Genomic DNA, 22,577 nt, shown 5'->3' with positions numbered 1-22,577 from the left:
GCTAGGCGGAGGGTCGCCCCCGTACTGGGCGTACTCGGGTGGTCCGACGACGCGGCGAGGTGCCGTGCCGGGCGCCGCGCGCGGCGGGGATCTGCCAGGCGCGCCCTAGCGGCGGATGCGCGTCGCCAGGTAGTCCTCGAAGGTGCCCTTGCCCACCGCCCGCTCCGGCGTCAGGTGACCGCCCGCGCGAAAGCCCCGGTAGGCCGCGCCCCACAGCGGCACGTTCAGCACCGCGCACCGTCGGCCGCTCGCCTTCAGGAACGCGCGGGCCAGCGACTCGAAGGTGCGGACCTCGGGCCCGCCCATGTCCTCGACCCGGCCGGCCGGCGCGCCCGCGGCCAGCTCCGCGAGCCGGTCGGCGACCTCGGCGACCTCCACCGGCTGGTCGCTCACCCCGGCCGGCAGCATCATCACCGGTACCTTGGCCAGCCCCTGGAAGAGCTGGACCAGCAGGTCGTGGAACTGGGTCGCCCGCAGCACCGTCCAGCCGAGCCCCGACTCCGCCAGCAGTTCCTCCACGGCGAGCTTGGCCTTGTAGTAGCCGAACGGCACCTGGTCGATACCGACGATCGAGATGTAGAGCAGGTGTGGCACCCCGGCCTGCCGCGCCGCGGCGATCAGGTTCGCGGCCGCCTGCACATCGTCTCCGCGCGGCGTGGTCGCGCAGTGCACGATCGTGTCCACGCCCGCGACGGCCGCGTCCAGGCCCGGCCCGCCCTCGCGCAGGTCGACGGCGTACGGCTGGGTGTGCCGGCTCAGCACCCGCACCTCGTGCCCGTTCGAGCGCAGCCGTTCGGTGACGAGCCGGCCGAGGGTTCCCGTACCGCCGGTCACGAGGATCGTGGTCATACCGTTTCAGTCCCTTCGGACACCGGGCGCTCCAGGCCGGAACGTCCTCCGTCGGGTCAAGCTTGTCGGGGTCCGCCACGGCTCGCATGTCCCGCAGCTCACGGTGGGATCCCGCCCGCCGGAAATCGGCGATCGGCCGGGCGAAGGGACCCGGCGGCGGGCAAGGGCCGTCGTCACCGCCGCCGGGCCGTACTCCGCCGACCCTAGAAAGGACTAGACCAGTACGTCAATAGGTATGGACCAATCCCGGTTCGAGCCGGGACCGCCCTCGAATCGAGCCGGGCGCAACCCGAATTGACGACCTGTGAGCCACCCCACATCCTTCACCTGTATGGACGCCTACCCGGCGTGGCACACTGGCCCTGTAAACCAAAGCAGCGCACTCCGGGGTCGGTGAAAGTCCGAACCGGCGGTTACAGTCCGCGACCCGGCCGCTTCCAGCGGCCGGTTGACCAGGTGAAATTCCTGGACCGACGGTTAAAGTCCGGATGGGAGGCAGTGCGCGGCGGGCGGGCATTCGTGCGCGCCGCCGTATACGTACTCGTCCGCGGACGAGTCTGTCCGGCGTCGCCCCCGGTGTCGTTGCCCGTACCTGCTGTCGTCTTCGACAGGCCCCGGAGTCCGTGCCCGAAGAGGCAGGAGGACCCGGGAAGTGTTCACCGGAATCGTCGAAGAGCTGGGTGAGGTCACCGCCGTCGAGAATCTCGGCGACGCCTCCCGCTTCCGGCTGCGCGGCCCCGTCGTGACCGACGGCGCGAAGCACGGCGACTCCATCGCCGTGAACGGGGTCTGTCTCACCGTCGTCGAGCACGAGGGCGACGAGTTCACCGCCGACGTCATGGCGGAGACCCTGAACCGCTCCAGCCTCGGAGCACTCGGCGTCGGCTCCCGCGTCAACCTCGAACGCCCCACCGCCGTCGGCGACCGCCTCGGCGGGCACATCGTGCAGGGTCATGTCGACGGCACCGGCGCGGTGTTGGAGCGCAAGCCCTCCGAGAACTGGGAGATCATCAAGATCTCGCTCCCCGCCGACCTCGCCCGGTACGTCGTGGAGAAGGGCTCGATCACCGTCGACGGCATCAGCCTCACGGTCGTCGAGGCCGGCCCCGACTTCTTCACCGTCAGCCTCATCCCCACCACCCTCGCCCTGACCACGCTCGGCCTCAAGCAGGCCGGCGACCCGGTCAACCTCGAGGTGGACATCGTGGCCAAGTACGTCGAGCGCCTGCTGACCACCACCCGGGGAGCGGCGCAGTGAACTCGCTGAACTCCGAGGCCTTCACCCTCCTCGACCAGCACATCCTCTGGTCGGACATGATCGGCAACATCCTCGGCCTGATCACCCTCGCCCTCGGCTGGCGCCGCTCGCTGTGGACCTGGCCGGTGCAGTTCCTCTCCGGGCTCGTCCTCTTCGGCGCCTTCTTCGGCCATCTGACCGGCAGCGCCGGCAAGCAGGTCGTCGTCATGGTCGTCGCCCTGTACGGCTGGTGGCAGTGGAACCGCAGCAAGGGGCGGTCCGAGGACGGCCAGATCACCCCCCGCTTCGCGACCTGGATCGAGCGCGCGGCCATGGTCGGCGCCGCCGCCGTCGGCACGGTCGCGGTGGCCCTGCTCTTCAAGGCCCACCCGTCCCTGTCCTGGGACCCCTGGCCGGACGCCTACATCTTCGTCGGCACCATCGTCGCCATGTACGCCCAGGCGCGCGGCATGGTCGAGTTCTGGATCGCCTGGCTCCTCGTCGACCTCGTCGGCGTCCCCCTGAACTTCGCCAACGGCTACGCCTTCTCCGGCTTCGTCTACGTCATCTACGGCGCGCTCGTCCTGTGGGGCATGCGCGACTGGTGGCTGCGCTCCCGCAAGGCCTCGCAACCCGCTCTGGAAGGAGCGCCGGCATGAGTACCGCACCGATCCTCTACAGCACGGACGGCATCGAGGACTTCGCGCTGGACCCCGTCGAGCGGGCCATCGCCGACATCGCCGCCGGCCGTCCCGTGGTGGTCGTCGACGACGAGGACCGCGAGAACGAGGGAGACCTCGTCATCGCCGCGGAGAAGGCCACCCCGGAGATCGTCGCCTTCATGATGAGCGAGTGCCGCGGTCTGATCTGCGCCCCCATGGAGGGTGACGAACTGGAGCGCCTGAAGCTCCCGCAGATGGTCGAGGACAACACCGAGTCGATGAAGACCGCGTTCACGGTCTCCGTCGACGCCTCCGCCGCCCACGGCGTGACCACCGGCATCTCCGCCGCCGACCGCGCCACCACGCTGCGGCTCCTGGCGAGCGGCGCCACCGAGGCCACCGACTTCGTCCGCCCGGGACACATCTTCCCGCTGCGTGCCAAGCCCGGCGGTGTGCTGACCCGTGACGGCCACACCGAGGCGGCCGTCGACCTCGCCCGTCTCGCGGGGCTGCGTCCGGCCGGCGCGATCGTCGAGATCGCCGGCGAGGACGGCCGGATGCTCCGCCTGCCCGAACTGATCCCGTTCGCCCGCAAGCACGGTCTGACGATCATCTCCATCGAGGACCTGATCGCCTACCGCCGCAGCGCCGAGCCCACCGTCCGCCGCGAGGCGCAGACCCGGCTGCCCACCGTGCACGGCACCTTCACCGCGTACGGCTACCGCTCCACCGTCGACGGGGTCGAGCACGTCGCCCTGGTCCACGGCGAGCTCGGCGACGGCGAGGACGTCCTCGTCCGGGTGCACTCCGAGTGCCTCACCGGCGACATCTTCGCCTCCCAGCGCTGCGACTGCGGCCCCCAGCTCGACACCTCCCTGGAGCGCATCCAGAGCGAGGGCCGGGGCGTGGTGGTCTATCTGCGAGGGCACGAGGGCCGGGGCATCGGTCTGCTCTCCAAGCTGCGGGCCTACGAGCTCCAGGAGCAGGGACACGACACCCTCGACGCCAACCTGGAGCTGGGCCTGCCCGCCGACGCCCGTGACTACGCGGCCGGCGCGCAGATCCTCGAGGACCTCGGCGTGCGCAGTGTGCGCCTGATGACCAACAACCCCGAGAAGACCGACGCCCTCGTCCGGCACGGCATCGAGGTCACCCGGCGCGAGCCGATGCCCGTGCAGGCGGGCGAGCACAACATCCGCTACCTGCGCACCAAGCGGGACCGGATGGGACACGACCTGCCCTGGCTGGACACGGCCCCCGTGTCACCCTGCGGCAACCAGTAACGCAAGTCGGCAAGGCACGAAAGGCAAGAGGAGAGACGTGAGCGGCAAGGGCGCACCGGAACTGTCCGTACGCAATGTGGGTGACCTGCGGGTCGCCGTCATCGCGGCACAGTGGCACGAGAAGGTGATGGACGGACTGGTCGACGGCGCGCTGCGCGCCCTGCACGACCTCGGCATCGACGAGCCGACCCTGCTGAGGGTCCCCGGCAGCTGGGAGCTCCCGGTCGTCGCCAAGGTGCTGGCCGGGCGGGGCTACGACGCGATCGTCGCCCTCGGCGTCGTCATCCGCGGCGGCACCCCGCACTTCGAGTACGTGTGCCAGGGCGTCACCCAGGGACTCACCCAGGTCTCCGTCGAGACCGGCGTGCCCGTCGGCATGGGCGTCCTCACCTGTGACACCGAGGAGCAGGCCCTGGACCGGGCCGGCCTCGAGGGCTCCAACGAGGACAAGGGGCACGAGGCGGTGACGGCGGCGGTGGCGACCGCGGCCACCCTCCGCTCAGTATCCGAACCCTGGCGGTAGGCAGGCCGGCACAACGGCTAGGGTGGGATCACCATGTCCAAGAAGACGTTCGAGGAGCTCTTCACCGAGCTCCAGCAGAAGGCCGCCAGCGGCGACCCCGCCACTTCCCGCACCGCAGAACTGGTCGGGAAGGGCGTCCATGCCATCGGCAAGAAGGTCGTCGAAGAGGCCGCAGAGGTCTGGATGGCGGCCGAGTACGAAGGCAAGGAGGCAGCCGCCGAGGAGATCTCGCAGCTGCTCTACCACGTCCAGGTGATGATGGTCGCCCGCGGAATCTCGCTGGACGACGTGTACGCCCACCTGTAAACATCATTTTTCAGACACCACCGCACACATCCGCCCCGATCGTCACGTTCCACGCGAAGGAAGCCGACCTCATGCTGCGCATCGCCGTCCCCAACAAGGGTTCCCTGTCAGGCCCCGCGGGGGAGATGCTGCATGAGGCCGGCTACCAGCAGCGCCGCGAGTCCAAGGAGCTGCGGATCGTCGACCCGGTCAACGACGTCGAGTTCTTCTACCTCCGCCCCCGGGACATCGCGATCTACGTCTCCTCCGGGCGCCTCGACATCGGCATCACCGGACGCGACCTGCTGATCGACTCCGGCGCCAACGCCGAGGAGATCCTCCCGCTCGGCTTCGCCCGTTCCACCTTCCGCTTCGCCGGCAAGCCGGGCACGGCCGCGGGCATCGAGGACCTCCAGGGCCGGACGGTCGCCACCTCCTACGAGGGCATCGTCGCCAAGCACCTGGCCGAGCAGGGCGTCGACGCCTCCGTCGTCCACCTCGACGGCGCCGTCGAGACCGCGATCGAACTGGGTGTCGCCGAGGTCATCGCCGACGTCGTCGAGACCGGCACCTCACTGCGCAACGCGGGCCTCGAGGTCTTCGGCGAGCCCATCATGAAGTCCGAGGCCATCGTGATCCGGCGCACCGGCGCGGACGTCGAGGAGCCGAAGGTGCAGCAGTTCCTGCGCCGCCTCCAGGGCGTCCTGGTCGCCCGGACGTACGTGATGATGGACTACGACTGCCGGGTCGAGCAGCTCGAGAAGGCCGTCGCGCTGACCCCGGGTCTGGAGTCGCCGACCGTCTCCCCGCTGCACAACGAGGGCTGGGTCGCCGTCCGCGCCATGGTCCCGGCCAAGGAGGCCCAGCGGATCATGGACGACCTCTACGACATCGGCGCCCGCGCCATCCTGACCACGGCCATCCACGCCTGCCGACTCTGACCTCAGCCGGGAACATGTCCAACCTGCCGACCCTCCCCGTCACCTTCCGGCCAGGGCGCACCCGTGTGGTGCTGCTCACGGCCGGATTGGTGATCCTCCTCGTCATCTCCGCCGTGGCGATGCTGCTGGAGCAGCTCGGCCCGGGGGAGCGGCTCAGCTTCATCCTCACCGGCGCCCTCATCTTCTGGGTGCTGGCGCAGCTCGCCCGGGTGCGGGTCGTCGCCGACGAATCCGGCGTCACCGTCGTGAACATCGCCAGCAGGCGGCGCCTGGACTGGGCCGAGATCGTCCAGGTGAATCTCCGTCCGGGCGACCCCTGGGTGTTCCTCAACCTCAGCGACGGCACCAGCCTGCCCGCCCTCGGCATCCAGCCGGGCATCGACAAGCAGCAGGCCATCGCCGACGCGCGCACCCTGCGGATCCTCGCGGAAGCCCGGTCCGTCCGGGACCCCGAGGAGTCCACAGAGCAAGATCAGGGCTGACTCGGGGCCGTCCACCCTGCCGCTGAAGCCCGTGTCTTGATTAATCTGGTGACGGAGGCGTTCCCCCGACGCCTCCGCCCCTGTGGCTCCCAGCCGGGTGCACAGGGGTTCCTGCTACCCGAGGAGTGACTCCCTCCGGCGATGGACGGTTCGTCCTGTAGTACCTGCGCCGCCCCTGTCCGACCTCTTTCGGAGGCGGCGGCATCATGACCACCCCGTTGCTGCTCCTGGCAGCCGCGTTCCTGCTCATCCTCGCCAACGGCTTCTTCGTCGCCGCCGAGTTCGGCCTCATCACGGTCGAACGGCCGGACGCCGAGAAGGCCGCCGCCGAGGGCGACAGACGAGCCCGCACGGTCGTCGAGTCGCTGAAGGAACTGTCCTTCCAGCTCTCCGGCACCCAGCTCGGCATCACCATCACCTCCCTCGTCGTCGGCATGCTCGCCGAACCGGCGCTGGCCGAGCTGCTGCACGGCCCGTTCACCGCGATCGGCATCCCGGAGGGTGCCGTCCCCGGCGTCGCCGTGGTCGTCGGCATGCTGCTGGCCTCCGCCGTGCAGATGGTGATCGGCGAGCTCGTGCCCAAGAACTGGGCGGTGTCCAAGCCCCTCCAGGTCGCGCGCTTCGTCGCGGGCCCGCAGGCCGCCTTCTCCCGCCTCTTCCGGCCGGTGATCGCGGCGCTCAACACCGTCGCCAACCGGCTGGTGCGCGCCCTGGGCATCGAGCCCACCGCGGAGCTGGCCTCCGCGCGGACCCCCGGCGAACTCGTCTCGCTGGCCCGTCACTCGGCCCAGGCCGGGGCGCTCGAACAGGACACGGCCGACCTCTTCGTCCGGACCCTGTCGCTGGCCGAGCTGACCGCTCAGCACGTCATGACCCCACGGGTGAAGGTGAGCGCACTGCAGTCCTCGGCCACCGCCGAGGACGTGGTCAACCTGACCCGCGCCACCGGGCTGTCCCGGTTCCCTGTCTACCGCGAGAAGATCGACGAGATCGTCGGCATGGTCCACCTCAAGGACGCCCTGGCGATCCCCGTCCACGACCGGCTGCGCACCCCGCTCGGCCGTATCGCCCGCCCCGCGCTGCTGGTCCCGGAGACCCTGCCCGTCCAGCCCCTGCTGGCCCGGCTGCGCAGCGAGCAGCCCATCGCCGTCGTCGTCGACGAGTACGGCGGCACGGCCGGCGTGGTCACGCTCGAGGACATCGTCGAGGAGATCGTCGGCGAGGTCCGTGACGAGCACGACGGCCAGGACACGCCCGAACTCGCCGCGGCCCCGCCGGAGGAGGGCAGGCCCGCCTGGGACGTGGACGGCAGCTGTCGTGTCGACACCCTCCAGCGCATAGGCCTGGCGGTCCCCGAGGGGCCGTACGAGACGGTCGCCGGGCTGGTCGCCGACCTGCTCGGCCGGATCCCGGCCGTCGGCGACCGGGCCGAACTGCCCGGCTGGCGGGTCTCCGTGCGCCGCGTCGGCCACTACCGCGCCGAGCGGGTCCGCCTGGTGCGGACCGGCCAGGTCGTGGAGGTCTCCCGATGAGCGCCTTCCAGCTTCTCTTCGCCGCGCTGCTCGTGCTCGCCAACGGATTCTTCGTCGGCGCCGAGTTCGCGCTCGTCTCCGTCCGCCGCAGCCAGATCGAGCCACTGGGCACCGCACGGGCCCGTCAGGTCCTCTACGGTCTGGAACGCCTGCCGCAGATGATGGCGGCGGCCCAGTTCGGCATCACCGTCTGCTCCCTCACCCTGGGCGCGGTCGCCGAACCGACGGTCGCGCACCTGCTGGAGCCGGTCCTCGAGGCGGTCCACCTCCCGCACGGCATGATCCACCCGCTGGGCTATGTGGTGGCCCTCGCGGCCGTGGTCTTCTTCCATCTCGTCATCGGCGAGATGGTCCCGAAGAACCTCGCCATGGCGGCCCCCGAGAAGGCCGCGCTGTGGCTCAGCCCCGGCCTGGTCGCCTTCGCCCGGGTCTGCCGGCCGATCACGGTGGCCCTCGGTGCCTGCGCCCGCGGCATCCTGCGGCTCTTCCACGTCGAACCCAAGGACGAGGTCGAGGCCGTCGTCACCAGCGAGCAGCTGAACCGCCTGCTGGAGGACTCCGGCCAGGCCGGCCTCCTCGACCCCGAGGAGCAGGAGCGGCTGGAGGACGCGCTGGAGCTGGGCTCCCGCCCGGTGACGGACGTGCTGCTGAAGCGCGAGTTCCTGGTGACGGTCAGCCCGTCGGTCACCCCCGGGGAGATCGTCGGGCTGACCGCCCGTACCGGCTACTCCCGCTTCCCGGTGGCCGCGGAGAACGGCGCCTTCATGGGCTATCTGCACGTGAAGGACGTCCTCGACCTGGAGGAATCCGAGCGGGCGGTGCCGCAGCAGGTGTGGCGCCCGATGACGACGCTCCGCTCCGAACTGCCGCTGGACGACGCGCTGACGGTGATGCGCCGGGCGGCGACCCACCTGGCGCAGGTGGCCGACGCGTCCGGCAAGGTGCTCGGCCTGGTCGCCCTGGAGGACGTACTGGAGCTGCTGGTGGGCGAGGTCACCGACCCCGCGCACCGGGAGGTCTCCGGGATTCGGCTGACGGAGCCGAGGGGGAGTTCCCCCAAGGTGTCGGCTCCGCTGGAGCAGGGCGGACCCCCGTCCCCGGAGGAAGCGCTGGCGAGCTGAGCGGTGCCGCGGGATCCGGATCCGTCACACCGCCGGATCCTGCGGCCCCCTCCCCGACAGCACCTCCCCGTACGCCTGCATCAGATCGGGCAGGCGCAGGGTCGCGAGGTCGTCCCGGGTCAGCCCGCCCGGATAGGTCGACAGCCGAAGATCCCGGTAGGCGCAGCTCTTCTCGTACAGGGTGCGCAGGAACCGCCCGTTGCCGAGTTCGTCGATCCATCCCTGGTCCACGACGTGCCCGGCGATGGAGCGCAGTTCGTCCAGGGCCTCCTCGTCCCACGCGTCGCCGTTCTCCGCGGCCAGCACCTCGCCGATGGAGGTGAGTTCGAGGGGCCGGTAGGACGGGAAGTCGACACGGGTCGTGAAGCGGGAGGACAGCCCGGGGTTCGCGGCCAGCAGACGGTCCATGCCCTCCGGATAGCCGGCCAGGATCACCACCAGGTGGTCCCGGTTGTCCTCGGCCCGCTTCAGCAGCACCTGGAGCGCCTCGTCCCCGTACGCGTCGCCCTTGCCGTAACCGGAGTTCGAGAGCGAGTACGCCTCGTCGACGAAGAGCACGCCTCCGAGCGCGGAGTCGATCAGCTCGTTGGCCTTCACGGCCGTCTGGCCGAGGTACTCGCCGACCAGGTCGGCCCGCTGGGCCTCCACGAGATGGTCGCCGCCCAGCAGGCCGAGGGCGTAGAAGACCCGGCCGAGGATGCGGGCCACCGTGGTCTTGCCGGTGCCGGAAGGACCGGAGAAGACGAAGTGGCGCTTCGGCGGTTGGACCGGAAGGCCCTGGCCGGTCCGCAGCCGCGCCATGTTGAGCTGCGCGGACAGGGCCTTGACCTGGCGTTTCACCGGCTCCAGGCCGACCATGCCCTCCAGTTCGGCGAGCGCCTCCTCGAGTAACACGGGATCGGTGGGCCCGGCCGGCAGCGACGAGGCGACGACGCTCTTCTCCCGCACCGCCGGGTCGGTCACCGACGGCAGCGGGCCGACGGGCGGCAGGTCGGAGGGCTCGGTGAGCCGCAGATCCCGGCCCTCGGTGCCGAACAGCGGGTCGAAGCCGTCGGGGCCGTCCACCATGTCCTGCCCGACCCCGGTGAGCGTGATCGCCGCGAAGTCGGAGGGGTCGTCGTATCCGTCGCCCTCGGCGATCGCGGCGAGCCGGGCGGAGGTGTCCATGAAGGCGGCGTCGACGCGGTGCACCGCCCGGTACAGGGGGAGAGCCGCCGCCGAACGGCCCGTTCCCTCATGGGCCCGGGCCAGCCAGTACCGCAGCTCCTTGCGCTGAGGCTGCTCGCTGCGGCAGCGCATCAGGGCCGACGACAGCAGCGGCTCGGCCTGTCCGTACATCTCCAGGCGGACCCGGGCCATCCCGCCGAACAGACCGGCCTCGATGCCCAGCAGGGCGTCGTCGAGCAGCGGGTCGGTGTGCCGGACCAGCTGCTCCCAGTCCTTGACCAGATAGGCGCGGCAGGCGTGCAGGAAGCGGACCTGGTGATCGGTGTCGACGGGCGGCAGCCCGGCGAGCGCACGGTCCAGTTCGGGCACATGGCGGCCGTCCAGCCAGTGCGAGGCGTGCGCCAGCAGCAGGTCGCGCGGACTCTCCAGCACCGGTTGCACCCACCAGCCCAGCCAGTACCAGGAGTTGAGGGTGCGGCGGTGCCGGGTCCGCTGCTCGCCGAAGCGCTCGCGGTGCCGGAACATCCGCAGCAGCGCGGTCGTCGTGTCGACGCGCAGCGCGTGCAGTCCGAGCCAGCCGTCGGCCATTCCGGGATCGATCCGCACCGCGGTGCGGAACTCCTCCTCCGCCTGCGGATAGGCGCCCATCGTGTAGGCGTCCACGCCTCGCAGCCAGGCGAGGTCGGCCGGGGCGTCGGGGCCCTGCGTGCCGAAGTCCATCACGTCCCCCACAAACCGTGCCCCGTCGGTGTGCCGCCGGGCGTCGCCCTTCGGCTGCCTTGGTCGAACCGCTGTGCCGCGGACCGGAGTTGCAAGGTGCGCGAGGCGGTCGCCCAGGTCGCACCGAGGGCATCGTACCTGCGTGGGAGCCGCTCGCCGTAGGGTGCGCACAGGCCGTTCGGCGAGGTGGGAGCGGACGGGGCGCATCCCGCGCGGTGACCCTGGGTGAGCGAATCGTGCCGTGGCGCGTCCGGAAACGGGGCGTCGGGCGGGATGAGGACAGAACGAAGCCCCCGATCACGGGGGAACAACCGGGGGCTTCGCGTCCGAGGGCGGCTGTGATAGCCGCACATTCAGAACGTAAGTCCTGTACGGGCCGTCGGTCAAGCACAGTTGAGGCAGTTGGCGAAGTTCGAACGCAGGGCCCTTCACACGTTCACCACATCGCGGGTGGTCCGTCACGGTGGGTGACATCCTGGTGTGGTCCAAGGTCTCCCACCGGCCCCGGCAGCACCTCGTACCCCTGCCTCAACTGCCGTACCAGCAGCGCGGCATGGGGGCGCGAAGGATCGTCGGCGAAGTGACGGATCTCGGCCGCGACCCACCCGTCCCAGAACTCCCGTTGCTCCTCCCCGTCCCGGGACCGCCCGCGCGCCCAGGCCTCCTCGGGTGGCATGTCCATCCACAACAGACTCGCCAGGAACGGGCGCAGGGCGCGGCGGCCGGCGCCGACCCCCTCGACCAGGACGACGGGGGCCGCCGGCAGCGGCCGCGGCGGACCGAAGCGGCGGGCGCGCCAGTCGTAGGGGGCGTAGTGCGCGGTCTCGCCGCGGCCGAACGGCTCGATGACCTGGGTCAGCAGCCGCCCGGTCCAGGCGAACAGCTCGTCGTGGCTGGCGAGGTCGTCGAGACGCAGCACCGGCGCGCCGCCCAGCGCCTCGGCGAGTCTTCCGGCCAGGGTGGACTTCCCCGAGCCGGCGTGTCCGTCGACACCGATCAGCCGGACCGGCCCGCAGGACGGCGGCAGACGGCGCAGGCGGGAGGCGAGCTGATGGATGGCGGTTCCCGGGGCGGAGGGCGGAGCGTGGGGACGTCGTACGGGGTCGCAGTCTACGGTCGGCCGCCCGTGTCGCCAGTGGTTCAGACCAATATTGGTGGCGTGGCACGGGCGGAAGTGCTGGAAGGCGGGGCCCGCTCCGTCCATAGTTGGCGCACAGTCGCGCAGACACCCTGGGGGTCTTCCGCACATGAGCAGAGCCGAACAGCCGTCCCGCAGAACGGTCCTCGCCGCCGCGGTCGCCGCCGCGGTGGCAGGGGGCTCGGCCCCGGCCGCCACGGCCGCCACCGCCGCCGACGCGGCGGACACCGTGACCGCCGAGTCGGCCCCGGCCCGGACCGTCGACTACCGCTCCTGGACCACGTACGCCGACTGGCGCGCCGGCACGGCCAAGGGCACCCGTGCCGTGGCGGGCGTCCGCCCGGGCGTGGCCGTCGGCGCCCCGCTCGGCACCGTCGACTACACCGACCCGCACACCAAGACCACGGCCACCTGGGAGTACGCGACCTGGACGTCCCCGGTCCAGAAGCTCGCCGTCCCCTCGACGGAGGTGATCGCCTCCTGGAACGCGAGCACCCCGGCCGGCACCTGGCTCCAGGTCGAGCTGAAGGGCACGTACTCCGACGGCACGGACACCCCCTGGTACGTGATGGGCCGCTGGGCCTCCGGCGACCAGGACATCAAGCGCACCTCGGTCGACGACCAGACCGACGGCCGGAGCACCGTCTGGACCGACACCTTCGCGATCGACGACGCCTCGACCGGCCTGCGTCTGGCCTCCTGCCGTCTCCGTCTCACGCTGTACCGCCGCCCCGGCACGAAGCTGACCCCGACCGTGTGGCGGCTGGGCGCGATGGGCTCCGACGTCCCGGACCGGTTCACCGTCCCGGCCTCCGTGCCCGGTCTCGCGCAGGAGCTGGCCGTCCCGCGCTACTCGCAGGAGATCCACCTGGGCCAGTACCCCGAGTACGACAGCGGCGGCGAGGCCTGGTGCAGCCCCACCTCCTCGCAGATGATCGTCGAGTACTGGGGCGGCCGGCTCACCGCCGAGCAGCTGGCGTGGGTCGACCCGTCCTACGCCGACCCGCAGGTCTGCCACGCGGCCAGGCACACGTACGACCACCAGTACGCCGGCTGCGGCAACTGGCCGTTCAACGCCGCCTACGCGGCCACCTTCAAGGATCTCCAGGGTGTGGTCACCCGGCTGGGCTCGCTCACCGACCTGGAGACGCTGATCGCGGCGGGGATCCCGGCCATAACGTCCCAGTCCTTCCTCAAGGAGGAGCTCACGGGCGCGGGATACGGCACCTCGGGGCACCTGATGACCGTGATCGGCTTCACGGCCGAGGGCGATGTGATCGCCAACGACCCGTTCTCGGCGGACGACGCGGCGGTGCGGCGGGTGTACCGGCGGCGGGAGTTCGAGAACATCTGGCTCAGGACCAAGCGGTACAACGCGAGCGGCAAGGTCGCGTCCGGCACCGGAGGAGTCTGCTACCTGTACTTCCCGGCGCGCCCCACGGCCCGCCAGTGCAGGGCCCTCACGGCGGTGGGGGTCCCCATGTGAGCAAGGTCTCCGCCGCAAAAGCCCCGGCGGGTGGCAAGGTGGACGGATCGGTGGGGGAGCCGGTGGGGGGAACCACCCGTACGTCGACCTCAGCGAGACACCATGACCGCACAGACAGCCACCGCCACCCGCACCCGCACCGGCGGCCCCGAGACCGACGGCCCGAAGGTCCTCGAGCACCTCATGGGCTGGGTCCTCGTCGCGGTCGTCGCGATGCTGGTCACCCAACTCGGACTGCTGTGACGGGCGTGACCTGACGCACGGTTGACCTGACATACTGCGGATGTCCCGCCGACCGCCCGAGACCAGGGTCGACATTGAATATCAGTGAACAGCGCGAAGTCACCCGTCCCCGGGCACGCGGCACCGAGCGCTCCCTGGCGCGCCGCGCCGAACTCATCTCCATCGGGCGGAAGTTGTTCGCCGACACGTCCTACGACGCGCTCTCGATGGACGACATCGCCCGGCAGGCGCATGTCGCCAAGGGGCTGATCTACTACTACTTCCAGTCCAAGCGCGGCTACTACCTGGCGATCATCCAGGACTCCGTCGCCGATCTGGTCACCTTCGCGGCGAGCGGTCTCGAACTGCCCCAGGTGGACCGGGTGCACCGCACCATCGACAGCTATCTGCGCTACGCCGAGCACAACACGGCCGCCTACCGCACGATCGTCAGCGGCGGCGTCGGCTTCGACACCGAGGTGCACGCCATCCGGGACGGCGTGCGCGCGGCGATCGTGGCGACCATCGCCGAGGGCGCGTACGGCAGCAGCGACATCCCGGCACTGCCCCGCATGGGCCTGCTCGCCTGGGTGTGCAGCGTCGAGGGCGCCACCCTGGAGTGGCTCGCCCGCCCCGAACTCTCCCGCGAGATCATGGGGGATCTGCTGGTGAAGACCCTGGGTGGCTGCCTGCGCGCCATCGAGGAGCTCGACCCGGCCTTCGCCGCGCCGAAGCCGGCCCGCCGCGAGGACTGACGCACGAGGCGGAGGCGCGAGGCGGACGCACCGGGGGCGGAGGCTCGTGGTCCTCCGCCCCAAGTGCCCCGTCGACCGGGCTATTTGATCGCGTGGATCAGCTCACCGTCGGCCGTGTCCCCGCTCAGCTCCCAGAAGAACGTGCCGCCCAGCCCCTGCCGGGACTTGTACTTCATCTTCGTCGCGATGGTCGCGGGGGTGTCGTAACTCCACCAGTCGTTCCCGCACTTGGCGTAGGCGGTGCCGCCGACGGTGCCGGTCGCCGGGCACTTGGCCTTGAGGACCTTGTAGTCCTCGTTGCCGTCCTCGTACGTCCCCGCCGCGGGACCGGTGGCCGTGCAGCCCGGCTTCGCCTGGGTGACGCCGGTCCAGCCGCGCCCGTAGAAGCCGATACCGAGCAGCAGCTTCCGTGACGGGATGCCCAGGCGCTTGAGCTTGGCGATCGTGGCGGCGGTGTCATAGCCCTGCTGCGGGATGCCCGGGTACGAGGTCAGCGGCGAGTGCGGTGCCGTGGGGCCGGTGGCCGCCCATGCGCCGAAGTAGTCGTACGTCATCGGGTTGTACCAGTCGACGTACCGCGCCGCGCCCCCGTAGTCCGCCGCGTCGATCTTGCCGCCGCCGGTCGCGTCCGCCGTGATCGCCGCCGTGATCAGCTCGCGCTTGCCGAACTCGGCGCGCAGCGCCTTCATGACGTCCCGGAAGGCCTCGCGGCCGCTGGTGTCGCAGGTGAGGCCGCAGGCGTTCGGGTACTCCCAGTCGATGTCGATGCCGTCGAAGACGTCCGCCCACCGTGAGTTCTCGACCAGGTCGTGGCAGGACCTGGCGAAAGCCGCCGGGTCCTTGGCCGCCTCGCCGAACCCGCCCGACCAGCTCCAACCGCCGAACGACCAGATGACCTTGAGCTTCGGGTGCAGCTTCTTGAGCTTGCGCAGCTGGTTGAAGTTGCCGCCGAGCGGCTGGTCCGCCGTGTCGGCGACGCCGTCCACGGACTCCTCGGCGGTGAACGGCCGGTCGGTGTCCGCCCAGGAGTCGCCCAGGGCGCACTTGCCGTCGGTGACGTTGCCGAAGGCGTAGTTGATGTGGGTGAGCCGGTCCGCGGAGCCGGACGTCTCGATGTTCCTGACGTAGTACTGGCGGTCGTAGATGCCCCAGTCGGTGAAGTAGCCCACGACTTTGGAGCCGTTCGCGCGGGCCTCGGCGGGGCGGGGTTCGTCGGCGGTGGCGGTGCCCGCGCCGGCGAGCAGGGCGGCGCCGAGCGCGGCGCAACAGACGGCGGACAGCAGCGTCCGGAACCGGGCGCGGGGGCGGAGCGGGGTGTGCATCGGGTGTCTCCTCGCAGGGACAGGGAGGGGATCGCACGCCGATTGGCATGAACGCGGGGAAGCGTTGGAGCGAAACGGTAGGAGGACTAGACCACTTCGGTCAATGGTTCGGACCAATCGGCCGACCGCCCGTCCTGGCGTCCCTCCGGCGGTCCGCCCGTGCGGCGGCGGTGTCCCGCGGGCATACTCACAGCGCGAAGCCGCTGGTCAGTCCGGGAGGAGGAAGTCGCCATGCCCGACCGCGCGCCGTCCCCGGTGGACCGTTCCCTGCCCACGGCCGAAGCCCGGGAACTCATGACGCTGGTGCGTGACATCGCCCGGCGCGAGATCGCACCGGCCGCTGCCGAGGAGGAGGACGCCGGGCGCTTCCCGCGTGAACTGTTCACCCTGCTGTCCGCGTCGGGGCTGCTCGGTCTGCCGTACGACTCCGCGCACGGTGGCGGCGACCAGCCCTACGAGGTGTATCTCCAGGTCGTCGAGGAGCTCGCCGCGGCCCGCCTCACCGTGGGGCTGGGCGTCAGCGTCCACACGCTGGCCTCCTACGCGCTCGCCGCCCACGGCACGGACGCGCAGCGGGCCGAGCACCTGTCCGCCATGCTCGGCGGCGGGCAGCTCGGCGCGTACTGCCTCTCCGAGCCGTCCTCCGGGTCGGACGCGGCCTCGCTGCGGACCAGGGCCGTGCGGGAGAGCGGCGGGGGCTGGGTGATCACCGGCACCAAGGCCTGGATCACCCACGCCGGGGTCGCCGACTTCTACACCGTCCTGGCCAGGACCGGCGGCGCGGGCGCGTCGGGGATCACCGCGTTCCTGGTGCCCGGTGACGCCGCGGGACTGAGCGTCGCGGCCCCCGAGCGCAAGATGGGGCTGAAGGGGTCACCCACCGCACAGGTGCACCTGGACGGGGTACGGATCCCCGACACCCGGCGGATCGGCGACGAGGGCCAGGGTTTCGCGATCGCCCTGGCCGCGCTGGACTCGGGGCGGCTCGGTATCGCGGCCTGCGCGGTCGGCCTCGCCCAGGCGGCCCTCGACGAGGCCGTCGGCTGGGCGAGGCAGCGACGACAGTTCGGGCACCCGATCGCCGACTTCCAGGGCCTGCGCTTCCTGCTCGCCGACATGGCGACCCGGATCGAGGCGGGCCGGGCGCTGTACCTCGCGGCCGCGCGGCAAAGAGACGCCGGACGGCCGTTCGGCAGGCAGGCGGCGATGGCCAAACTCCACTGCACCGACGCGGCCATGCAGGTCACCATCGACGCCGTCCAGATCCTCGGTGGGTACGGCTACACCGCCGACTTCCCCGTCGAGCGCTACCTGCGCGAGGCCAAGGTCCTGCAGATCGTCGAGGGCACGAACCAGATCCAGCGGATGGTCATCGCCCGTCACCTGCTGGGTCCGGAAACCCGCTGAACTGCCCCGGCCGCACCTGCGGGGCCGCCAATCGTACCCACTCCGGGTCGTGGCGCCCCGGCAGGGTGCGGCCCCGGTCGGCCCAGGTGCGCAGGAGGTCACGGTAGATGGGCGGGTCCTGCGGGGGCGGCGGGGCCAGCGGAAGCGATTCTGCCCGGACGGGTTCCGGACGCGCGGGGACGAAGAGCTGGCGGTGACGCCCGGGCGCAACTGACTGGGTGGGGGTCATACCAGGGCAACGCGAAGCCACCGGACAGGTCACCGGCAGGCATGGTCGAGCGTGAGTTCGGGGGGTGCCCCCGGTATCGGCTCGACGCGTGCCCGGTCGGTCCGGCGAAACCGGCGACCCGTCAGATTCCTTACGGAGCAGCGAGTTTGCCGAGCGCCGCCGCGCGCCGCCCCACCGGCAGGTGCCCTTCGCCCGCGCCGGCCTCCCGGTCGCTCCGGACGCACTGATCCTGCACCACGACCTGCCGGCCATGGTGCAGGGCAGCTACGCGAGTCGAGCCGGTGAGACGGGCGCGGAAGCGGCGCTCAGGCGGCCAGGCGGCGCATCGTCGGAACGCGCATCGGGCGCGAGCCCGGGCCGCCGACGTGCGAGAAGGGCTGGGTACGCCAGTCCAGTCCCTGAGGGAGCGTCAACAGGAGTGCGGTGTCCTGCTCCTGGGGCTCCACGGACTCGTCCGCGGGCCGGGCCTCGGAGGCCCCCCGTCCCGTCCCGGCACAGACCGTCAGCCCGAAGGGGTTCCACGGCGAGGCGCACAGCGCGTGCTCCGGCAGGACCTCCTCGTCCGCCAGCAGCGCGATGGGCTGCGCACAGTCCGGGCAGATCACCCGGTACATCTCGAAGGTGTCGTACGCGTCGAAGTGATCGGCGTCGTCGACGTCGAAGCTGTCGGAGCAGTCCGCGTCGGGTTCGACACCCTCCGGCTCGGGCTCGACGACGGGCTGGAGCCGCTTGGGCGCGGTGCGACCAGGGCGCTTAAGACTCTGCATGGGATTCTCCCCCTCGGGCTGGGCCGTGAAGGCACTGCGGCCTCGACCACAGCAAGCACTTCCCGCCCCGTCTCGGCGGTAATCACGAGGACATCACGAAGAGTTGGGGAGTGCTGTGGCATTCGTCACATGCCGCTTGCAGATGCCTCGAGGGTCGGTCGAGCCCCCGAAGGCCCCGCACCCTGCCGCCGTCGACTCTCGGCCACATCACAAACCGGCTATGACCTGGGCTGCATAGGTATACGCGGAGATCGCGCGCACGGTAAGTTCTTGCGTCATGGAGGAGCTGGACCGACAAATCGTGCAGCTGCTCGTCAAGGACGGGCGGATGAGTTACACCGATCTGGGCAAGGCCACGGGCCTGTCCACCTCGGCGGTGCACCAACGGGTGCGCCGGCTGGAACAGCGCGGCGTCATCCGCGGATACGCGGCCGTCGTCGACTCCGAAGCCATCGGGCTGCCCCTGACCGCCTTCATCTCGGTGAAACCGTTCGACCCCAGCGCTCCCGACGACATCGCCGAGCGGCTGGCCGGCGTGCCGGAGATCGAGGCCTGCCACAGCGTGGCCGGTGACGAGAACTACATCCTCAAGGTGCGCGTGGCCACTCCGCACGAGCTGGAGGAGCTGCTCGGGCGGCTCCGGGCGCTCGCCGGCGTGTCGACGCGCACGACGGTCGTGCTGTCCACCCCGTACGAGGCCCGGCCACCCCGCATCTGAGCGGATCCGAGGGCATCCGAACGGATCCGAGGGGTCCCCGTGCCGAGCGGCCGAGGCGAGGCGCGAGACTGTTCCCCATGAGTGAGCGCACCGCCGAGCCCAAGACCGTCCTGCTCCGCCGAGGAGAGGTACACAGCCCCGCCGATCCGTTCGCGACCGCGATGGTCGTCGAACGCGGCCAGGTCGCCTGGGTCGGCTCCGAAGGCGCCGCCGACGCATTCGCCGACGGCGTCGACGAGGTGGTCGACCTGGACGGCGCCCTGGTCACCCCCGCCTTCACCGACGCCCATGTGCACACCACGTCCACCGGCCTCGCGCTCACCGGTCTCGACCTCTCCACCGCCCCCTCCCTGACGGCCGCCCTCGCCCTCGTACGGGCCTTCGCGGTGGCCCGTCCACAGGACAAGGTGCTGCTCGGGCACGGTTGGGACGCCTCCCGCTGGCCCGAGGGCCGCCCGCTCCGACGGGAGGAGCTGGACGAGGCGACCGGCGGCCGACCGCTCTACCTCAGCCGGATCGACGTCCACTCCGCCGTGGTCACCACCGCCCTGCTGGAACTGGCGCCCGGGGCCCGCACCGAGCCGGGCTTCGCGGACGGCGCGCCACTCACCCGCGACGCCCACCACGCCGTCCGCGCCGCCGCGTTCGCAGCCGTGACGCCCGCCCAGCGCGCCGAGGCCCAGCGGGCCGCCCTCGCGCACGCCGCCTCCCTCGGTATCGGCTCGGTCCACGAGTGCGCGGGACCCGAGATCTCGTCCGAGGACGACTTCACGGACCTGCTGCGGCTCGCCGCCGCGGAGCCCGGCCCCCGGGTCGTCGGCTACTGGGCCGAGCGGGACGTCGAGAAGGCCCGGCAGCTGGGCGCGCTCGGCGCCGCCGGAGACCTGTTCGTCGACGGCGCCCTCGGCTCCCACACCGCCTGTCTGCACGCCGCCTACACGGACGCCGACCACACCGGCACCGGCTACCTGAGCGCCGCCGAGGTCGCCGCGCACGTGACGGACTGCACCGAGGCCGGCCTCCAGGCGGGCTTCCACGCCATCGGCGACGCCGCCGTGACCGTCGTCGTCGAGGGTGTGCGCGCCGCCGCGGAGAAGGTCGGCCTCGCCCGGATCCGCGCCGCCCGCCACCGCGTCGAGCACGCCGAGATGCTCACGCCCGAGACGGTCGCCGCCTTCGCCGAACTGGGCCTCACCGCCTCCGTCCAGCCCGCCTTCGACGCCCTGTGGGGTGGCGAGGAGGGCATGTACGCCCAGCGTCTGGGCGTCGAGCGGGCGCGCACCCTGAACCCCTTCGCGGCCCTGCTGCGCGCGGGTGTGCCGCTCGCCTTCGGCTCGGACAGCCCGGTCACCCCCCTCGACCCCTGGGGCACGGTCCGCGCCGCCGCCTTCCACCGCACCCCCGAGCACCGGGTGTCCGCCCGCGCCGCGTTCACGGCCCACACGCGCGGCGGCTGGCGCGCGATCGGCCGGGACGACGCGGGCGTCCTGGTCCCGGGCGCACCCGCCGACTACGCGGTCTGGCGCACCGAGGAACTGGTCGTCCAGGCCCCCGACGACCGGGTCGCCCGCTGGTCCACCGACCCCCGCTCCGGAACCCCCGGACTGCCGGATCTGACCCCCGGCACCGAACTCCCGGTGTGCCTGCGTACGGTGGTGGGCGGCCGGACCGTGTTCCTGCGGCCGAGCGAGTGATCTCCCGGGTCGGCCCGGGGAAGATCACCCGTCCGCCCGCCGACATACGCCCGGTGTCTTCTCCGCGCTGACCTGGGCATTGACGGAAGATCCGCAGGTCAAGCCGCTGTTGACAGCCGATGGCGGGGGGCCGGTAGGTTCGGCGGAGTCCACCACCGGACGCCCCGCCCGGGGAACGCCCGCGCACTCGCCGCGGCGCCGCTGGGTCAGGGACGGTGAGCCGCACCGGCGCACCGCCACTGGCAGCCAGGCTCAGCGCCCGCGCCGCATCGAGGGAACGTTCCGACCGGTCGGGGAGGTGTGACCCGGATGGGGCCCGGGCGCTCAGTAGACAACGGCTTTCGGTCGACCCGCAGCCAGCGGGTCCCGGGCCGGCCCGAAGAGCGCCGGGCCCCCATCCGCAGCAGGCCCGTTTCCCCCGCTTGCGCCCACCCCCACGGGGGCAGGTGCGTACATACAAGCCCAAAGGTACGTTCCTACCCCGCTCTCGCGGGTTCGACACCACCGTTCGTACGTCCTGTCACGTCACCGCAGGCGGCGGCCACTATGGTGGTCCTCTGCGTACGGACTTGAAGGGGCAGTAGTGAACGACGGCGACGGGACCCTCGCGGCACAGGACCGGGGAAGGCAGTTCGGTCCGCTCGGCACGGCCTTGGTGATCATCCCGACCTACAACGAGGCGGAGAACATCAAGACCATCGTCGGCCGGGTGCGCGAGGCCGTCCCCGAGGCTCACGTCCTCGTGGCCGACGACAACAGCCCAGACGGCACCGGCAAGCTCGCCGACGAGCTGGCCGTCGGTGACGACCAGGTCCAGGTCCTGCACCGCAAGGGCAAGGAGGGCCTCGGCGCCGCCTATCTCGCGGGCTTCCGCTGGGGCCTGGCGAACGGCTACGGCGTGCTGATCGAGATGGACGCCGACGGCTCCCACCAGCCCGAGGAACTGCCCCGCCTGCTCACCGCGCTCAAGGGCGCCGATCTGGTCCTGGGCTCCCGCTGGGTGCCGGGCGGCCGGGTGGTCAACTGGCCCAAGTCCCGTGAGGTCATCTCCCGCGGCGGCAGCCTCTACTCCCGCCTCGCCCTCGACCTCCCGCTGCGTGACATCACCGGCGGCTACCGCGCCTTCCGCCGCGAGACGCTGGAGGGCCTCGGCCTGGAGGCGGTCGCCTCCCAGGGGTACTGCTTCCAGGTCGACCTCGCCCGCCGGGCCGTCAAGGCCGGCTTCCACGTCATCGAGGTCCCCATCACCTTCGTCGAGCGGGAGCACGGCGACTCCAAGATGAGCCGGGACATCCTCGTCGAGGCGCTGTGGCGGGTCACGGCCTGGGGTGTGGGGGAGCGGGTCGGCAAGATCACGGGCCGGAGCGCCGACCGTCCGGAGCGCCCGCAGGCGCCCGCCACGTCTCGCGGCGACGGCTGAGAGTCTCACAGCGACGGCTGATCCTCCCCTTATGCCGCTCTGAGCCTGTTCCGGGCACACTGGGTGCATGACGACTGGCTCTCCGACCCCCGCGTACCAGACACCCGCACGGCCCCCGGCCCAGCCCCGTCGCTCCCGCCTGCGGACGTTCCTGCCGCTGGCGCTGGCCGCGTGGCTGGTGCTGGAGATCTGGCTGCTGACCGTGGTCGCGGGCGCCACGAGCGGGCTGGTGGTCCTCCTGCTCCTGGCCGCCGGGTTCGTCCTGGGTGCCGTGGTCATCAAGCGGGCGGGCCGCCGGGCCTTCCGGAACCTGAACGAGGCCCTCCAGCGCGGTACGGCCTCCTCCGACCGGGCCGGCGGCAACGGCCTCATGATGCTCGGCGGTCTGTTCCTGATGATCCCGGGCCTGGCGTCCGACGCGATCGGCCTGCTCCTGCTGCTCCCGCCGGTCCAGAAGGCGGTCAGCGGCTACGGGGAGCGCAAGCTGAGGGCGTCCGCGGCCATGCCCGGCACCCTGGGGGACGCGTTCCAGCAGGCCCGCATCCACCGCCCGGACGGCAAGGTGGTGCAGGGCGAGGTCATCAGGGACGAGCAGTGAGCCACGGGGCCTGATCGGC

General features: G+C 71.6%; 22 protein-coding genes and 1 riboswitch. Of the genes, 17 read left to right on the top strand and 5 right to left on the bottom strand.

Annotated features, from left to right (window positions below; all coding sequences use genetic code 11):
- Positions 1-105 precede the first annotated feature (105 nt).
- Positions 106-849, bottom strand: a complete 744-nt coding sequence (locus tag OG736_RS08940) for an SDR family oxidoreductase (protein WP_327181964.1) — start codon at positions 847-849, stop codon at positions 106-108.
- A 375-nt stretch (positions 850-1,224) separates the two neighbouring features.
- Positions 1,225-1,355: riboswitch (FMN riboswitch) on the top strand.
- 146 nt (positions 1,356-1,501) lie between these two features.
- Between OG736_RS08940 and OG736_RS08935 the strand changes: the two genes are divergently transcribed.
- From OG736_RS08935 to OG736_RS08895, 9 genes are all read left to right on the top strand, one after another.
- Positions 1,502-2,107 (top strand): riboflavin synthase, encoded by a 606-nt coding sequence (locus OG736_RS08935; RefSeq protein ID WP_142269331.1) that lies wholly within the window; start codon positions 1,502-1,504, stop codon positions 2,105-2,107.
- Positions 2,104-2,745 (top strand): nicotinamide riboside transporter PnuC, encoded by a 642-nt coding sequence (gene pnuC, locus OG736_RS08930; RefSeq protein WP_020128901.1) that lies wholly within the window; start codon positions 2,104-2,106, stop codon positions 2,743-2,745. Before OG736_RS08935 ends, pnuC begins: the two co-directional genes overlap by 4 nt.
- Entirely contained in the window at positions 2,742-4,031 is a 1,290-nt protein-coding gene (locus OG736_RS08925) for a bifunctional 3,4-dihydroxy-2-butanone-4-phosphate synthase/GTP cyclohydrolase II (protein ID WP_327181963.1), read from the top strand. Before pnuC ends, OG736_RS08925 begins: the two co-directional genes overlap by 4 nt.
- A gap of 37 nt (positions 4,032-4,068) precedes the next feature.
- Positions 4,069-4,554, top strand: coding sequence for a 6,7-dimethyl-8-ribityllumazine synthase (ribH, locus tag OG736_RS08920; protein WP_020128903.1), 486 nt, complete (start codon positions 4,069-4,071; stop codon positions 4,552-4,554).
- A 33-nt stretch (positions 4,555-4,587) separates the two neighbouring features.
- On the top strand, positions 4,588-4,860 hold the full coding sequence (locus tag OG736_RS08915) for a phosphoribosyl-ATP diphosphatase (RefSeq protein ID WP_054239553.1): 273 nt from the start codon (positions 4,588-4,590) through the stop codon (positions 4,858-4,860).
- 71 nt (positions 4,861-4,931) lie between these two features.
- Positions 4,932-5,780: an ATP phosphoribosyltransferase gene (gene hisG, locus OG736_RS08910; RefSeq protein ID WP_020128905.1), complete on the top strand. Its 849-nt coding sequence runs from the start codon at positions 4,932-4,934 to the stop codon at positions 5,778-5,780.
- 14 nt (positions 5,781-5,794) lie between these two features.
- The gene (locus tag OG736_RS08905; protein ID WP_327181962.1) at positions 5,795-6,262 is read left to right on the top strand and encodes a PH domain-containing protein; all 468 of its coding nucleotides are present in this window, start codon (positions 5,795-5,797) and stop codon (positions 6,260-6,262) included.
- A 206-nt stretch (positions 6,263-6,468) separates the two neighbouring features.
- Complete coding sequence (locus OG736_RS08900) at positions 6,469-7,794, top strand: hemolysin family protein (RefSeq protein WP_327181961.1); 1,326 nt, start codon at positions 6,469-6,471, stop codon at positions 7,792-7,794.
- Positions 7,791-8,915 carry a hemolysin family protein gene (locus OG736_RS08895; protein ID WP_327181960.1) on the top strand — a complete coding sequence of 375 codons (1,125 nt, stop codon included), beginning with the start codon at positions 7,791-7,793 and terminating at the stop codon, positions 8,913-8,915. Before OG736_RS08900 ends, OG736_RS08895 begins: the two co-directional genes overlap by 4 nt.
- A 24-nt stretch (positions 8,916-8,939) precedes the next feature.
- Here the strand turns inward: OG736_RS08895 and OG736_RS08890 are convergent, their stop codons facing one another.
- Together OG736_RS08890 and OG736_RS08885 are read right to left on the bottom strand one after the other, a co-directional pair.
- Positions 8,940-10,802 carry an AAA family ATPase gene (locus OG736_RS08890; protein ID WP_327181959.1) on the bottom strand — a complete coding sequence of 621 codons (1,863 nt, stop codon included), beginning with the start codon at positions 10,800-10,802 and terminating at the stop codon, positions 8,940-8,942.
- A gap of 436 nt (positions 10,803-11,238) precedes the next feature.
- Positions 11,239-11,859 (bottom strand): uridine kinase family protein, encoded by a 621-nt coding sequence (locus tag OG736_RS08885; RefSeq protein ID WP_327187563.1) that lies wholly within the window; start codon positions 11,857-11,859, stop codon positions 11,239-11,241.
- Between the two features lie 190 nt (positions 11,860-12,049).
- On the opposite strand from OG736_RS08885, the gene OG736_RS08880 reads away from it, so the two are divergent.
- The 3 genes from OG736_RS08880 to OG736_RS08870 all read left to right on the top strand — a co-directional run bounded on the left by OG736_RS08880 (position 12,050) and on the right by OG736_RS08870 (position 14,403).
- Positions 12,050-13,426: a C39 family peptidase gene (locus OG736_RS08880; RefSeq protein WP_327181958.1), complete on the top strand. Its 1,377-nt coding sequence runs from the start codon at positions 12,050-12,052 to the stop codon at positions 13,424-13,426.
- 102 nt (positions 13,427-13,528) lie between these two features.
- Positions 13,529-13,669: an SCO1431 family membrane protein gene (locus OG736_RS08875; RefSeq protein ID WP_327181957.1), complete on the top strand. Its 141-nt coding sequence runs from the start codon at positions 13,529-13,531 to the stop codon at positions 13,667-13,669.
- Between the two features lie 74 nt (positions 13,670-13,743).
- Positions 13,744-14,403 (top strand): TetR/AcrR family transcriptional regulator, encoded by a 660-nt coding sequence (locus OG736_RS08870; protein ID WP_327181956.1) that lies wholly within the window; start codon positions 13,744-13,746, stop codon positions 14,401-14,403.
- Between the two features lie 80 nt (positions 14,404-14,483).
- On the opposite strand, the gene OG736_RS08865 is transcribed toward OG736_RS08870, so the two are convergent.
- Positions 14,484-15,725, bottom strand: a complete 1,242-nt coding sequence (locus OG736_RS08865) for a glycoside hydrolase family 18 protein (protein WP_327181955.1) — start codon at positions 15,723-15,725, stop codon at positions 14,484-14,486.
- Positions 15,726-15,956: 231 nt separating this feature from the next.
- On the opposite strand from OG736_RS08865, the gene OG736_RS08860 reads away from it, so the two are divergent.
- The gene (locus tag OG736_RS08860; RefSeq protein ID WP_327181954.1) at positions 15,957-17,132 is read left to right on the top strand and encodes an acyl-CoA dehydrogenase family protein; all 1,176 of its coding nucleotides are present in this window, start codon (positions 15,957-15,959) and stop codon (positions 17,130-17,132) included.
- 534 nt (positions 17,133-17,666) lie between these two features.
- Here OG736_RS08860 and OG736_RS08855 read toward each other — a convergent pair.
- Entirely contained in the window at positions 17,667-18,128 is a 462-nt protein-coding gene (locus OG736_RS08855) for a uroporphyrinogen-III synthase (RefSeq protein ID WP_327181953.1), read from the bottom strand.
- 277 nt (positions 18,129-18,405) lie between these two features.
- Between OG736_RS08855 and OG736_RS08850 the strand changes: the two genes are divergently transcribed.
- The 4 genes from OG736_RS08850 to fxsA all read left to right on the top strand — a co-directional run bounded on the left by OG736_RS08850 (position 18,406) and on the right by fxsA (position 22,558).
- Entirely contained in the window at positions 18,406-18,846 is a 441-nt protein-coding gene (locus OG736_RS08850; RefSeq protein ID WP_020128917.1) for an Lrp/AsnC family transcriptional regulator, read from the top strand.
- 77 nt (positions 18,847-18,923) lie between these two features.
- The gene (locus tag OG736_RS08845) at positions 18,924-20,540 is read left to right on the top strand and encodes an amidohydrolase (RefSeq protein ID WP_327181952.1); all 1,617 of its coding nucleotides are present in this window, start codon (positions 18,924-18,926) and stop codon (positions 20,538-20,540) included.
- A 583-nt stretch (positions 20,541-21,123) separates the two neighbouring features.
- Positions 21,124-21,960 carry a polyprenol monophosphomannose synthase gene (locus OG736_RS08840; protein ID WP_327181951.1) on the top strand — a complete coding sequence of 279 codons (837 nt, stop codon included), beginning with the start codon at positions 21,124-21,126 and terminating at the stop codon, positions 21,958-21,960.
- Positions 21,961-22,027: 67 nt separating this feature from the next.
- Positions 22,028-22,558, top strand: coding sequence for an FxsA family membrane protein (fxsA, locus tag OG736_RS08835; protein WP_327181950.1), 531 nt, complete (start codon positions 22,028-22,030; stop codon positions 22,556-22,558).
- Positions 22,559-22,577 lie beyond the last annotated feature (19 nt).

It is taken from the genome of Streptomyces sp. NBC_01334 (genome assembly GCF_035983595.1).
GTDB lineage: Bacteria > Actinomycetota > Actinomycetes > Streptomycetales > Streptomycetaceae > Streptomyces > Streptomyces coriariae.
Note: the sequence above shows the minus strand (reverse complement) of the source record. Positions and strands in the feature narration are given on the sequence as shown.

Bases quoted from the DNA above. Each gene is read 5' to 3' on its own strand.
- OG736_RS08940 (WP_327181964.1), bottom strand. From the start codon at position 849: ATGACCACGATCCTCGTGACCGGCGGTACGGGAACCCTCGGCCGGCTC.
- OG736_RS08925 (WP_327181963.1), top strand. From the start codon at position 2,742: ATGAGTACCGCACCGATCCTCTACAGCACGGACGGCATCGAGGACTTC.
- OG736_RS08915 (WP_054239553.1), top strand. From the start codon at position 4,588: ATGTCCAAGAAGACGTTCGAGGAGCTCTTCACCGAGCTCCAGCAGAAG.
- hisG (WP_020128905.1), top strand. From the start codon at position 4,932: ATGCTGCGCATCGCCGTCCCCAACAAGGGTTCCCTGTCAGGCCCCGCG.
- OG736_RS08905 (WP_327181962.1), top strand. From the start codon at position 5,795: ATGTCCAACCTGCCGACCCTCCCCGTCACCTTCCGGCCAGGGCGCACC.
- OG736_RS08900 (WP_327181961.1), top strand. From the start codon at position 6,469: ATGACCACCCCGTTGCTGCTCCTGGCAGCCGCGTTCCTGCTCATCCTC.
- OG736_RS08895 (WP_327181960.1), top strand. From the start codon at position 7,791: ATGAGCGCCTTCCAGCTTCTCTTCGCCGCGCTGCTCGTGCTCGCCAAC.
- OG736_RS08890 (WP_327181959.1), bottom strand. From the start codon at position 10,802: ATGGACTTCGGCACGCAGGGCCCCGACGCCCCGGCCGACCTCGCCTGG.
- OG736_RS08880 (WP_327181958.1), top strand. From the start codon at position 12,050: ATGAGCAGAGCCGAACAGCCGTCCCGCAGAACGGTCCTCGCCGCCGCG.
- OG736_RS08875 (WP_327181957.1), top strand. From the start codon at position 13,529: ATGACCGCACAGACAGCCACCGCCACCCGCACCCGCACCGGCGGCCCC.
- OG736_RS08865 (WP_327181955.1), bottom strand. From the start codon at position 15,725: ATGCACACCCCGCTCCGCCCCCGCGCCCGGTTCCGGACGCTGCTGTCC.
- OG736_RS08860 (WP_327181954.1), top strand. From the start codon at position 15,957: ATGCCCGACCGCGCGCCGTCCCCGGTGGACCGTTCCCTGCCCACGGCC.
- OG736_RS08855 (WP_327181953.1), bottom strand. From the start codon at position 18,128: ATGCAGAGTCTTAAGCGCCCTGGTCGCACCGCGCCCAAGCGGCTCCAG.
- OG736_RS08850 (WP_020128917.1), top strand. From the start codon at position 18,406: ATGGAGGAGCTGGACCGACAAATCGTGCAGCTGCTCGTCAAGGACGGG.
- OG736_RS08845 (WP_327181952.1), top strand. From the start codon at position 18,924: ATGAGTGAGCGCACCGCCGAGCCCAAGACCGTCCTGCTCCGCCGAGGA.
- fxsA (WP_327181950.1), top strand. From the start codon at position 22,028: ATGACGACTGGCTCTCCGACCCCCGCGTACCAGACACCCGCACGGCCC.